This is a genomic window from Empedobacter falsenii (genome assembly GCF_019308355.1).
In the GTDB taxonomy this organism is placed as follows: domain Bacteria; phylum Bacteroidota; class Bacteroidia; order Flavobacteriales; family Weeksellaceae; genus Empedobacter; species Empedobacter falsenii_B.
Map to the genome: position 1 here is coordinate 38,085 of NZ_JAAGKM010000005.1, position 12,401 is coordinate 50,485.

Annotated in this window: 9 protein-coding genes and 4 tRNA genes; 10 read left to right on the top strand and 3 right to left on the bottom strand. The window is 32.2% G+C overall.

All coding sequences use genetic code 11. The annotated features are described in order from the left end of the window. Positions 1–9: 9 nt before the first annotated feature. Positions 10–1,149, bottom strand: a complete 1,140-nt coding sequence (locus G0Q09_RS03810; RefSeq protein ID WP_114998290.1) for a methionine aminotransferase — start codon at positions 1,147–1,149, stop codon at positions 10–12. 107 nt (positions 1,150–1,256) lie between these two features. On the opposite strand from G0Q09_RS03810, the gene G0Q09_RS03815 reads away from it, so the two are divergent. From G0Q09_RS03815 to G0Q09_RS03830, 4 genes are all read left to right on the top strand, one after another. Then, positions 1,257–3,107, top strand: coding sequence for a DNA topoisomerase IV subunit B (locus tag G0Q09_RS03815; protein ID WP_125348938.1), 1,851 nt, complete (start codon positions 1,257–1,259; stop codon positions 3,105–3,107). A 93-nt stretch (positions 3,108–3,200) separates the two neighbouring features. Beyond that, a complete protein-coding gene (locus G0Q09_RS03820) occupies positions 3,201–3,668 on the top strand; it encodes a hypothetical protein (protein ID WP_219034024.1) in 468 nt (155 codons plus the stop codon). Positions 3,669–3,672: 4 nt separating this feature from the next. Next, the gene (locus tag G0Q09_RS03825; RefSeq protein ID WP_219034066.1) at positions 3,673–6,240 is read left to right on the top strand and encodes a DNA gyrase/topoisomerase IV subunit A; all 2,568 of its coding nucleotides are present in this window, start codon (positions 3,673–3,675) and stop codon (positions 6,238–6,240) included. After that, complete coding sequence (locus tag G0Q09_RS03830) at positions 6,240–6,947, top strand: rhomboid family intramembrane serine protease (protein ID WP_219034025.1); 708 nt, start codon at positions 6,240–6,242, stop codon at positions 6,945–6,947. Before G0Q09_RS03825 ends, G0Q09_RS03830 begins: the two co-directional genes overlap by 1 nt. Positions 6,948–7,003: 56 nt before the next feature. Here the strand turns inward: G0Q09_RS03830 and G0Q09_RS03835 are convergent, their stop codons facing one another. After that, positions 7,004–7,636 carry a C40 family peptidase gene (locus tag G0Q09_RS03835; protein ID WP_038334971.1) on the bottom strand — a complete coding sequence of 211 codons (633 nt, stop codon included), beginning with the start codon at positions 7,634–7,636 and terminating at the stop codon, positions 7,004–7,006. Between the two features lie 218 nt (positions 7,637–7,854). On the opposite strand from G0Q09_RS03835, the gene G0Q09_RS03840 reads away from it, so the two are divergent. The 5 genes from G0Q09_RS03840 to G0Q09_RS03860 all read left to right on the top strand — a co-directional run bounded on the left by G0Q09_RS03840 (position 7,855) and on the right by G0Q09_RS03860 (position 8,887). Continuing rightward, positions 7,855–7,926 (top strand) — tRNA-Glu (locus G0Q09_RS03840). A gap of 94 nt (positions 7,927–8,020) precedes the next feature. Further along, positions 8,021–8,275: a 30S ribosomal protein S20 gene (gene rpsT, locus G0Q09_RS03845; RefSeq protein ID WP_038334974.1), complete on the top strand. Its 255-nt coding sequence runs from the start codon at positions 8,021–8,023 to the stop codon at positions 8,273–8,275. 12 nt (positions 8,276–8,287) lie between these two features. After that, positions 8,288–8,359: transfer RNA gene (locus tag G0Q09_RS03850), tRNA-Glu, on the top strand. A gap of 286 nt (positions 8,360–8,645) precedes the next feature. Continuing rightward, positions 8,646–8,717, top strand: a tRNA-Glu gene (locus tag G0Q09_RS03855). Positions 8,718–8,815: 98 nt separating this feature from the next. Then, positions 8,816–8,887 (top strand) — tRNA-Glu (locus tag G0Q09_RS03860). Positions 8,888–9,018: 131 nt separating this feature from the next. On the opposite strand, the gene G0Q09_RS03865 is transcribed toward G0Q09_RS03860, so the two are convergent. Further along, a complete protein-coding gene (locus tag G0Q09_RS03865) occupies positions 9,019–10,755 on the bottom strand; it encodes an ABC transporter ATP-binding protein (RefSeq protein WP_371875727.1) in 1,737 nt (578 codons plus the stop codon). Positions 10,756–10,933: 178 nt separating this feature from the next. Here G0Q09_RS03865 and G0Q09_RS03870 point away from each other — a divergent pair, with 178 nt between their 5' ends. Next, complete coding sequence (locus tag G0Q09_RS03870; RefSeq protein ID WP_114998216.1) at positions 10,934–12,355, top strand: hemolysin family protein; 1,422 nt, start codon at positions 10,934–10,936, stop codon at positions 12,353–12,355. Positions 12,356–12,401 lie beyond the last annotated feature (46 nt).

Sequence of the window (12,401 nt, forward strand, 5' to 3'; positions counted from 1 at the left end):
TTTATTTTTCTACAAACTTTTCAAATTTTCTAAAGCCATTAAAAGTGTTTCATCCTTTTTAGCAAAACAAAATCGAATTACTTTGTTATCTGTTTTATCATGGTAAAATGCTGAAATTGGTATCGTCGCAACTTTATTTTTGATGGTTAACTGTTTTGCAAACTCATCATCAGATAAATCACTTATTTTAGCATAATTTGCACTTACAAAATAAGTTCCTTCGCAAGGCAAAACTTCAAAATTTGTTGAAGCTAAACCTTTAACAAATAAATCTCTTTTTTGTTGAAAAAAATCATTCAAATGCAAGTAATGATCAGGTTTTTCTAAATAATCTGCAATTGCATATTGTGATGGTGTATGCGTAGAAAAAGTATTGAATTGGTGACATTTTCTAAACTCTTTCATCAATTCTTTTTCGGCTAAAATATAACCGATTTTCCAACCAGTTATGTGAAATAATTTTCCGAAAGAACCTACGATGAAAATCTTGTCTTTTACTGATTTTAATTTTGCAAAACTTTGATGCGATTTTCCATCAAATGTAATGTGCTCATAAACTTCATCTGCAAGCAAATAACAATTTGAATCTTTTAGGATTTGTTCAAATTGTTTTAAATCATTTTCGGATAAAATTTTTCCAGTTGGATTATTCGGATTATTAACGATAATCAATTTCGTTTTATCATTAATTTTTTTCTTCAATTCTTCAAAATCGATAGAATATTCAGGATATTTTAGCTGAATTGGAACAATTTTTCCTCCAAATAATTCAACCGTTGGTTGATATAAATCGTAAGCAGGTTCAAAAATAATTACTTCATCATTTGGATGAATTAATGTAGAAACAACATTAAAAATCGCTTGACTTGCACCACTCGTAATGTTAATTTCATTCTGAAAATCGTAATCAGATTGATAAAGATTAGAATATTTTTCTGAAAGTAATACACGCAATTTTTCGACGCCAGTCATTGGCGCGTACTGATTGTAATTTTGTGTTGAATAATAATTTAAACGACTAATTAATTCAGAATCTGCATTAAAGTCAGGAAAACCTTGCGCTAAATTAATCGCTTGATGTTCATTTGCCAATTGACTCATTACCGAAAAAATGGTTGTCGAAACATTGGGTAGTTTAGATTTTATCATATTGGTAAATTAGGTCGTTTTTGCTCAAAATCAAAACAATGAACCTTAATATTTTTAGGAAATTTTTTCTTATTTTTGTAAAACTCGTTTAACACTCAACAACTCAAATGTCAGAATTAGATCAACAAGTAAATTATACGGAAGACAATATCAAAACCCTTGATTGGCGCGAACATATTCGCATGCGACCTGGGATGTATATTGGGAAGCTGGGAGATGGTTCGTCTCAAGATGATGGAATTTATATTTTGTTGAAGGAGATTGTAGATAACTGTATCGATGAATTTGTGATGGGTGCAGGAAAAACAATCGAAATTAATCTGCGCGAAGATGAGGTAACGGTTCGTGATTATGGACGTGGAATTCCGCTTGGAAAAATGGTTGACGCCGTTTCTAAGATGAATACAGGTGGTAAATATGATTCACAAGCTTTCAAAAAATCGGTTGGTTTAAATGGTGTTGGTACAAAAGCTGTAAATGCGTTGTCAACATCGTTTCGAGTGCAATCTATTCGAGATGGAAAAACACGTATTGCAGAGTTTGAGCAAGGGATTTTAGCAAATCAAGAAGATGAAAAAGAAACATCTTTACGAAAAGGAACTAAAATTACATTTATCCCAGATAAATCGATTTTCTTGAATTTTAAATTCAGAAAAGAATATGTAGACAAAATGTTGAAAAACTATGTTTACTTAAATCCAGGATTGAAAATTATTTTCAATGGAGAAGAATTCTTTTCGAAAGACGGATTGAAAGATTTATTGAATGATAATATCGAGGAAGAAACAATTTATGATATCATCCATTTGAAAGGAGAAGATATCGAAATTGCGATGACGCACAGCTCGAAATCATATTCGGAAACGTATTATTCTTTTGTGAATGGTCAAAATACAACGCAAGGAGGAACACATTTAACAGCTTTTAAAGAGGCTGTTGTGAAAACTGTTCGCGAATTTTATAATAAAAATTATGATCCTGCGGATATTAGAAAATCAATTATTGGAGCAATTTCGATCAAAGTAATTGAGCCAGTTTTTGAATCGCAAACAAAAACTAAACTTGGTTCGAATGAAATTGGACCAGGAATGACAACGGTTCGCACGTTTGTAAATGATTTTATCAAAACGAATCTTGACAACTTTTTACATAAAAATACAGAAGTTGCGCAAGCATTAGAACGCAAGATTAAACAATCAGAAACGGAACGAAAAGAGCTTTCTGGAATTCGAAAATTAGCGCGTGATCGCGCCAAAAAAGTTAGTTTACATAACAAGAAATTGCGCGATTGTCGTCAACATTATAATGATCCGAAAGCTGAATTACGTTTAGATACAACTATTTTTATTACCGAGGGAGATTCGGCAAGTGGATCGATTACCAAAAGTAGAAGTGTAGAAACGCAAGCGGTTTTTAGTTTGAGAGGAAAACCGTTGAATTCATACGGTTTGACAAAGAAAATTGTTTATGAAAACGAAGAATTTAATCTTTTACAAGCGGCATTAAACATCGAAGAAGGATTAGAAGATTTACGTTACAATAATGTTGTAATTGCAACTGATGCTGACGTCGATGGAATGCACATTCGTTTGTTGATTATTACATTTTTCTTACAATTTTTCCCAGAATTGATCAAAGAGGGACATTTGTATATTTTGCAAACACCACTTTTTCGTGTGAGAAACAAGAAGGAAACACGTTATTGTTATTCTGAACCAGAACGTATAAAAGCGTTGGAAGAAGTTAAAAATCCAGAGATTACACGATTCAAAGGATTAGGTGAAATTTCGCCAGATGAGTTCAAACATTTTATCGGAAAAGATATTCGTTTAGAACCAGTAATGATTGGAAAAGATCAAACCATCGAAAGTCTTTTAGAATTTTACATGGGAAAAAATACACCAACAAGACAAGAATTTATTATTAACAATTTGGCTGTAGAAGCTATTAAAAATTAGAATATTATATAAAAAACTTACTTTCTATCTAACCTAAACACCTATTTTATAAATATGAAGAAGAATAATAAAAATGTGATACAGCTCTTTAAAATGCTAAATTTCACCATCGTTATTTTAATCATTCTAAACCTTATTATGTATGCTGGTATTTTACCTTACAAGTATCACATAATACCACCTTATGTTGTTGCAATTTTTATAGCGTTGTTTATTTATGTAAGCTATAAAAGTGGAAATCAATTTTTTGCGATAGACACAAAAGGTGAAACCATAACTTTTGAAACGAAGAATGTTGGATTTTTACCCTTCTTAGATTCAAAAACGAACAAAATCGATTTACCGAAGTATAAATTGATCAAATACGATTTTCAGAAAGGAATTCTTTCAAAAAACGTTGTCTTTTATATTAACAGTAAAAAGAATCCTACCAATTTAACAAAAGTCAAATTTCGTTTAGCATTCATTTCTAACCGAAATATTAATATTATTTTGACTGAATTAGACAAAATTGTGGAGTCTAATTGTATGGTCAAAAACAATGTAGAAGTAGCTATTTAACATGATGCAAGACAATCAAGAGAGCATCAAGAAGGTTTCTGGTATGTACCAAGAATGGTTTCTTGACTATGCCTCTTATGTAATTTTAGAACGAGCAATTCCATCTATTTATGATGGGTTGAAACCAGTTCAGCGTAGAATTTTACATTCAATGCGCGAGTTGGAAGACGGACGATATAACAAAGTTGCGAACATTGTAGGAAATACGATGAAATATCACCCGCATGGTGATATGGCGATTTCTGATGCAATGGTTCAAATTGGTCAAAAAGAATTGTTGATCGATATGCAAGGAAACTGGGGAAATATTTACACTGGTGACCGAGCAGCTGCGTCGCGTTATATCGAAGCTCGATTAACTAAATTTGCGTTAGAAGTTGTCTATAATCCAAAAACTACAAAATGGCAACCATCTTATGATGGTCGAAATAAAGAACCAATTGATCTTCCAATCAAATTTCCTTTGCTTTTGGCACAAGGAGTAGAAGGAATTGCAGTTGGTTTGTCAACAAAGATTTTGCCACACAATTTCAATGAGTTAATTGATGCGTCAATTTTACATCTGAAAGGAAAGAAATTTCAAATTTTCCCAGATTTTTTAACTTCTGGATTGGTTGATGTTTCCGATTATAATGATGGATTGCGTGGTGGTAAAGTGCGTATTCGTGCAAAGATTTTGCAAGAAGATAAAACAACGTTAAAAATTACGGAAATTCCTTACGGCACAACGACAGGATCTTTGATTGATTCAGTTTTAAAAGCCAATGATAAAGGTAAAATCAAGATCAAAAAGATTGAAGATAATACAGCGGCTGAAGTTGAGATTTTAATTCATCTTGTTCCAGGAAGTAGTCCAGACAAAACAATTGATGCATTGTATGCATTCACGGATTGCGAGATTTCTATTTCGCCAAATGCGTGTGTGATTAATGAACAAACACCAGAATTTTTAACAGTTTCTGAAATTTTAATTCACAATACAAACAATACAGTTGAATTGTTGAAAAAAGAGTTAGAAATTGAGTTAGATGAACTGCAAGAACAATGGCATTTTTCTTCGTTGGAACGAATTTTTATCGAGAATAGAATTTATCACGATATCGAAGAAGAAGAAACATGGGAAGGTGTAATTTCTGCGATTGATAAAGGGCTGAAGCCACATATTGCGCATTTAATTCGTCCAGTTACGGAAGAAGATATTACGCGTTTAACAGAAATTCGAATCAAACGTATTTCAAAATTTGATTTAGATAAAGCACAACAATTTATTGAATCATTAGAAGATAAAATCGAGAATGTAAAACATCATTTAGCAAATTTGATTGATTATGCGATCGATTATTTCAAAAACCTAAAGACAAAATACGGAAAAGGAAAAGAACGTAAAACAGAAATTAGAACATTTGATACGATTGATGCGACAAAAGTTGCCGTTGCAAATACACGTTTTTATGTGGATAGAAACGAAGGTTTTATCGGAACTTCATTGAAAAAAGACGAGTATTTATTCGAGTGTTCTGATATTGATGATATTGTGGTTTTCAAACATGATGGTTCGATGATTGTGACAAAAGTTGATGCAAAAACTTTTGTTGGAAAAGGAATTATTCATGTTGGAATTTGGCATAAAAATGATAAACGTACCATTTATAACTTGATTTATCGCGATGGTAAAAATGGTCCGGCTTATCAAAAACGTTTTGCTGTAACGGGAATTACTCGCGATAAAGAATATGATTTAACGGCTGGTAATAAAGGTTCGGAAGTGTTGTATTTTTCAGCAAATCCAAATGGAGAAGCCGAAGTTGTATCAATTATTTTAAAAACTCATCAACGAATCAAAAAATTAAAATTTGATATTAATTTTGCTGATTTAGCGATTAAAGGTCGTGCATCAAAAGGAAATTTAGTAACAAAATATCCAATCAAAAAAGTAGAATTGAAAGAGGAAGGAGTTTCGACTTTAGCACCTCGTCAAATTTGGTTTGATACGGATACAAAACGCCTAAATGCAGATGGATTGGGGATTTTATTAGGTTCTTTTAAGGGTGATGATAAAATTTTAACGATTAATAAAAAAGGTGAAGCAAAATTGGTTTCGTTTGATTTGAGTAATCGTTTTGACGAAGATTTAGAAATTATCGAGAAATGGAAACCTTCAAAACCGATTTCTTGCGTGTATTATGATGCAGAAAAAGATCGTTATTTTGTGAAACGTTTCCTTTTAGAAGATACATTTTCTCCACAAACTTTTTATACGTTAGAAGATGGTAAATCATCAATAAAAGTTGTTTCGACAGATTATTTACCAGTTATTGAGTTGATTTTCCCGAAAGTAAAAGGTTTAGAAAAAGAACCAGAAGTGATAAATTTAGAAGAATTTATTACAGTTAAAGGAATTAAAGCGCAAGGAAATCAATTGACGACATATAAATTAAAACAGATTAATGTGTTAGAACCGCTTCCATTCGAAGAACCAGAAGAAGAGGAGGAGTCAGAAGAAGAGCCGCAGCCGACGCTATTTGATGCGATTGAGGAGGATAATAATGAAGAAGAAAATATAGAAGAATAATGGGAGACATCTCTATTGTGGCATTAGTCGTTATTGGATTGAATGTTTTGGTAAGTTGGAAAGGTTTTAACGATTTAGCTTTTTTTGAAAAATATAAATTCCAAGTAGGGTCGATATTATATAATAAGGAATACTATAGAATTTTAAGTTCAGGATTTTTACATGTTGATCTTACTCATTTGTTATTCAATATGTTAACTCTTTACTTTTTTGCGAATCCTGTTATCGGTTTTTTTGCAAGTCCAGAAGGATTTTTATTAGGAGACTTTTCGAATGCTAAACTAAATGTAGGTTACGGAATGTTTCTTTTAGTTTTTTTTGCAGCGGTTATTGGCGGAAATCTTTTGTCTTTGTTGATTCACAAGAAAGAAACTTTTTATTCGGCAGTAGGAGCTTCTGGAGGAGTCACAGGGATTTTATTCGCTGCAATTGCAGCTTTTCCTGAAATGGAATTAAGATTATTTTTTGCTTTACCAATTCCAGCCTGGATTTTCGGAATTTTATATTTAGGATATTCAGTTTATGGAATGAAAACTAATTTAGGGAACATCGGGCATTCAGCGCATTTAGGTGGAGCAATTGTGGGATTATTATCTGCAATATTATTTTATCCAACAATTTTACAAATCAATACATATTATATTTTAGGAATGATTGTTCCATTAATTGTATTGCTTGTGATGATTTTGAGAGAACATCGAAAATAAAAAAATAAGACAAAAAAAAAGCATCAAAATTACTTGATGCTTTTTTTATGATAATGTTATAATATTCTTTTTACGTATAAGAATTTTGGTCCCCAATATCTATCATTTAAAGAAGATACCATAACACCTTGAGAAGTAGATGAATGAATAAATTCTAAAACTCCATCTTTATTTCTTCCATGAACAATTCCTACATGCGAAACTCTACCACGACCTCTTGTTGCAAAGAAAACTAAATCTCCTTCCTTTGCTTCGTCTGTACTAACTGTAAAACCTTCTCTTGCCTGATCTGCAGATACACGAGGTAAATTTTTATTGAAAGTTTCGAAAACGTTTCTAACAAAGGCAGAACAATCAATACCACTTCTTGTTGTGCCTCCGTATCGGTAAGGTGTACCAATATACGTTTCTGCTTCTTTTAATAAAAACCCTGCAAACAATTCATTCGTTTCTTCTAAAACGCTGTTTAACACAACCATAGATTTCGCTTCATCGTTAATTTCTATTGGTGTAACATCTAAATTGGCATGTTTATTGATTATTTTAGCTTGAGCTTCAATAGCTCTTGGTTTCGGTACGAAACTTCTCGAAGAATATTCTGTAGCTTCACTAACTGGGGTTAAAGATGAACATGATGTAATAAACATCGTGCAAACCACTGCAGCTACACCTAATATCGATGCTTTCATATATTGAGTATTCGTTTGTATAAATTTTAATAGCACCGCTAAAGTAATTGTTAAAATTATAACTCATTATATATAAGAGTTGTTTTGACAAAATATTAACTTCCTTAACATTTTTTAACAAAAACATATTCAAAAAAACTTTTAAATATATTTGGAAGTCCAAAAAATTGTTCTACATTTGCACTCGCTTTTCACAACAAGTGGTTAAGCCGTCATGCGGCCCATTCGTCTAGTGGTTAGGACATCAGGTTTTCATCCTGGAAACAGGAGTTCGATTCTCCTATGGGCTACATAAAAGTGTTTTAGAAAATTATTAAATTAATTTGGCGAGATAAAATATTTGTTTATATCTTTGCCGAACTAAAATAGAAAGAGATTTAAGTTATGGCAAATCATAAGTCAGCATTAAAAAGAATTAGACAGTCAGCGGTAAGACGCGATCGTAATAAATATTATCACAAATCAGCTCGTACAGCTATTAAAGCTTTAAGATCTGAGTCTGATAAAAATGAAGCAGAAACAGTTTTTCCGAAAGTTTCTTCAATGATTGATAAGTTAGCAAAAAGAAACATTATTCACAAGAATAAAGCTTCAAACTTAAAATCAAAGTTAGCGAAACATATTGCGGGATTAGCTTAATAAAATAAAAGTGGTCCCTTCGTCTATCGGTTAGGACACTAGATTTTCATTCTAGAAAGAGGGGTTCGATTCCCCTAGGGACTACAAATTAATAGATGGATTGCATTATTGCAATCTTTTTTTTCCTTGTTCATAGTTGTTGATTTTTTAAACAACCAGTAGAATACTGTGTAAAGGAAATTGTTTTTTGTGTTTTGTTTGTAAAGGTTAATCATAATGTTTAGATGATTAATCGGGAATGAAAATGTCGCTGTATAATTCAACTTGGTTCAAATTATTAGAATTATACATCGACTTTTCTACAACTCCCAACACAAAATGACGTTCATTCAAAATAAATAATATTCGAATTAATTAATTCATATTAAGTGGTCCCTTCGTCTATCGGTTAGGACACTAGATTTTCATTCTAGAAAGAGGGGTTCGATTCCCCTAGGGACTACAATTTGACTTGATTAAAAAAAATAGTATAAATTTTTCGAAAATTGTTTGGTAATAAAAAATAAACGTTTATTTTTGCACCACAATAATACGAAAGGAGGTCCCTTCGTCTATCGGTTAGGACACTAGATTTTCATTCTAGAAAGAGGGGTTCGATTCCCCTAGGGACTACTAAAAAGCATTCAGATTTGGATGCTTTTTTTATTTTGAAATAGTTTAGTTTATATTGATTTATTGCGATCAATAAAAAGGCGTTTGAGGAAATAAACTTCAAACGCTTTTTGCTTTTATAAAGGATCCTTTTATAGCTTTGGAATTGCTTCTATCAATTCTTTGGTATAGTTTGTTATCGGATGCGCATAAACCTTGTCTGCATCGTTCAATTCTTTCATTTCTCCGTGTTGCATGACCAATAATTGATCACTCATATATTTTACAACCGCCAAATCGTGCGAAATAAATATATAGGTAAAACTAAACTCTGTTTTCAAATCATTTAATAAATTCAAGACTTGCGCCTGAACAGAAACATCCAACGCAGAAACAGATTCATCACAAATGATAAATTTAGGATTTAAAGCCAAAGCACGAGCAATCCCGATACGTTGACGTTGCCCACCAGAGAATTCGTGCGGATATTTGTTCAAATCTTGATCTGATAAACCCACTTTTTGTAAAAGAGATGAAGCCGTTTTTAATCGCTCAGCTTTATTCTGACCAATTTTATGCACTTGCATTGGTTCTGTAATAATTTGCGCAATGGTTTGGCGAGGATTTAAACTTGAATATGGATCTTGGAAAATAATCTGAATTTCTCTTCTTAATTTACGAATTTGCTCTTTTTTTAGTTTCGTAATATCTATACCATTATAATAAATTTCGCCGGCAGTTGATTTTTCTAATAACAAAACCGTTCTACTCAAGGTTGTTTTTCCAGAACCCGATTCGCCAACCAAGCCCATTGTTTCACCTGGATATACTTTGAATGAAATATCATCGACAGCTTTTACATTCGGGATTGTAGCGTTTCCAAATAGAGTCGAAGGATAGAAATATTTCTTCAAGTTCTTAACCTCTAAAATTGGAGGATTTACATAAATTTTTTCGTGAAAAGCTTCTCGTTCCTCTTCTGTATAGATTTCAGTTTTGAAATTTGGATTTTCTAAGAAATCTTTCACCGTAGGTAAACGTTTTGCGCGTTCATCCAATCGAGGTCGACAAGCAATTAAACCTTTTGTATAATTTTCTTTCGGATGATTAAAAATAGTTTCCACATTTCCTTGTTCTACAACATCACCACGAAACATCACCAAAATTTCTTCGCAAACATTTGCAATTACGCCCAAATCGTGAGAAATAAACAACATGCTCATGTTATTTTTTTCTTGTAATTCTTTCAATAAATCTAACGTCGCTTTTTGCACCGTAACGTCCAAAGCTGTTGTAGGTTCATCCGCAATCAATAATTTCGGCTCGCAAGAAATCGCCATTGCTATCATTACACGTTGCTTTTGTCCGCCAGATAATTCGTGCGGATAGGCTTTATAAATACGTTCGGGATTTGGTAATTTTACTTGTTCAAAAAGATGAAGAACTTTCTTTTTAGCTTCTTCTTTCGATAAATTTTGATGCAAACGAATCGCTTCTTCCACTTGTTCCCCGCAACGTAAACTTGGATTTAGAGAAGTCATTGGTTCTTGAAAAATCATTCCGATTTCATTTCCTCTTATTTTTTCCAGTTCTTTAGGCGAAAGTTTAAGCAAATCTATCATTTTATCATCTTGACGAAAAAGAATTTCACTTTTGGGATGAATAATTGCATTAGGAGACAATAAACCCATAATTGCCAATGAAGTTAACGACTTTCCTGAGCCAGATTCTCCAACAATTCCTAATGTATCACCTTGTTCTACTTTGAAATTGATGTTATTCAAAACTTGTTTATCTCCAAAAGAAATCGATAAATTTTTGACCTCGATAATATAATGTAAATCTTGCTTTTGCATGGCAAATTGTTGCTTGGTAAATGAAGTGGAAATTTAGTGATTTTTTTAATCATTTTCTCGAATCAATAATTTCTAAGATTTTGTATTTATAAATTTTGTAATTTTGCTACGAATCAAAACGTTGTGATTTTTAATTTTTTTTATTAATTTAGATGTATTGATTTACTGACTTATAAAAACTTATAACAAGTCAGTTTTTTAAATTCGAAGAATGGATACATACTCCCAGATTTCGACATTGTTTTTAGTCGCTAATCACAATGTCGCCGATGAAATTTCTGTAGCAAAACTTTTGCTTACAATTTTCCTTGTTTTATTAAATGGTTTTTTCGTTGCAGCCGAGTTTGCAATTGTAAAAGTACGTTCGTCACAAATTGAAGTTAATCAAGATATTAACGAAAGAACTTCAAATGCTGCAAAACGAATCGTTAATCATTTAGATTCTTATCTTGCCGCAACACAATTAGGTATTACATTAGCTTCGCTTGGTCTTGGTTGGGTTGGAGAAAGCTCTTTAACACCTGTAATCGTAAAACTTTTTGAAGTAGTTGGTTTAACTTCTCCTTCTTGGACAGCGATTGCGCATAATGTTGCATTCCCAGCAGCTTTCGTTATCATTACTATTTTGCACATTGTTTTTGGTGAGTTAGCGCCGAAATCTATTGCGATTCAGTATCCAACAAAAACTACTTTTACAGTAGCTTGGCCTCTTCGTGCATTTTATTTTGTTTTCAAACCTCTTATTGTTTTAATGAATGGTTTGGCAAATGTAATTCTTCGTGCGATTGGAATTCATCCTATTCATGGAGGTGAAATTCACACAGAAGAAGAGTTGAAAATGATTATTACAGAAAGTTCTGAAGGTGGAGCAATTGAAGAATCTGAGCGTAATTTAATTCAAAATGTGTTTGAGTTTGATGATCGTCGAGTGATGAATATTCAAACATTACGTAAAAATGTTTCTGCAATTAATATTAATACTTCTGTAAAAGATGCGTTAGATTATGCGATTAATGAAGGTTATTCGCGTTATCCTGTTTACGAAGAAGAATTTGATAATATAAAAGGTATCATTTACGCTAAGGATTTAATCAAGCAATTATTGGAAAATCCAAATCAAACTGAAATTGAAGGATTGTTGCGAGAGCCAATTTTTATCTCAGAAAATGCATTGATTAAGAATGTAATGAAACAATTTCAGAAAAAACATATGCAAATTGCAATTGTAACAAATGAAGTTGGTGAAGTTGCAGGAATTGTTTCGATGGAAGATATTTTGGAGGAGTTGGTTGGAGAAATTCAAGACGAATATGATAACGAAGATCCGATAGTTTCTCGTGTTTCTGAAGGTGTTTATAATATAAATGCACACAACGCGATAAGCGATATTAATCGTTTAGTACCGTTTAGATTCGAAGAAAGTGAACATTATGATACGTTGGCTGGATTGATTTCTGAATGTTATCCTGATAAAGAATTAACGGAAGGAGATTTGATTGATTTGGAAGAATATACAGGAACAATTATCAAAATGTACCGAAATTCTGTTGAGCAAGTTCAATTGAAAGTGAAAGATGAATTGATTGAAAACTTTCGCGATGAACCAGATTCAGCCGAAGATGATGAAAATTAATCATTAGAAAATATAGAATAAAAAATCCGCTCATTAGCGGATTTTT

Coding starts and splice junctions, on each gene's coding strand:
- G0Q09_RS03810 (WP_114998290.1), bottom strand. CDS start 1,149: ATGATAAAATCTAAACTACCCAATGTTTCGACAACCATTTTTTCGGTA.
- G0Q09_RS03815 (WP_125348938.1), top strand. CDS start 1,257: ATGTCAGAATTAGATCAACAAGTAAATTATACGGAAGACAATATCAAA.
- G0Q09_RS03820 (WP_219034024.1), top strand. CDS start 3,201: ATGCTAAATTTCACCATCGTTATTTTAATCATTCTAAACCTTATTATG.
- G0Q09_RS03825 (WP_219034066.1), top strand. CDS start 3,673: ATGCAAGACAATCAAGAGAGCATCAAGAAGGTTTCTGGTATGTACCAA.
- G0Q09_RS03830 (WP_219034025.1), top strand. CDS start 6,240: ATGGGAGACATCTCTATTGTGGCATTAGTCGTTATTGGATTGAATGTT.
- G0Q09_RS03835 (WP_038334971.1), bottom strand. CDS start 7,636: ATGAAAGCATCGATATTAGGTGTAGCTGCAGTGGTTTGCACGATGTTT.
- rpsT (WP_038334974.1), top strand. CDS start 8,021: ATGGCAAATCATAAGTCAGCATTAAAAAGAATTAGACAGTCAGCGGTA.
- G0Q09_RS03870 (WP_114998216.1), top strand. CDS start 10,934: ATGGATACATACTCCCAGATTTCGACATTGTTTTTAGTCGCTAATCAC.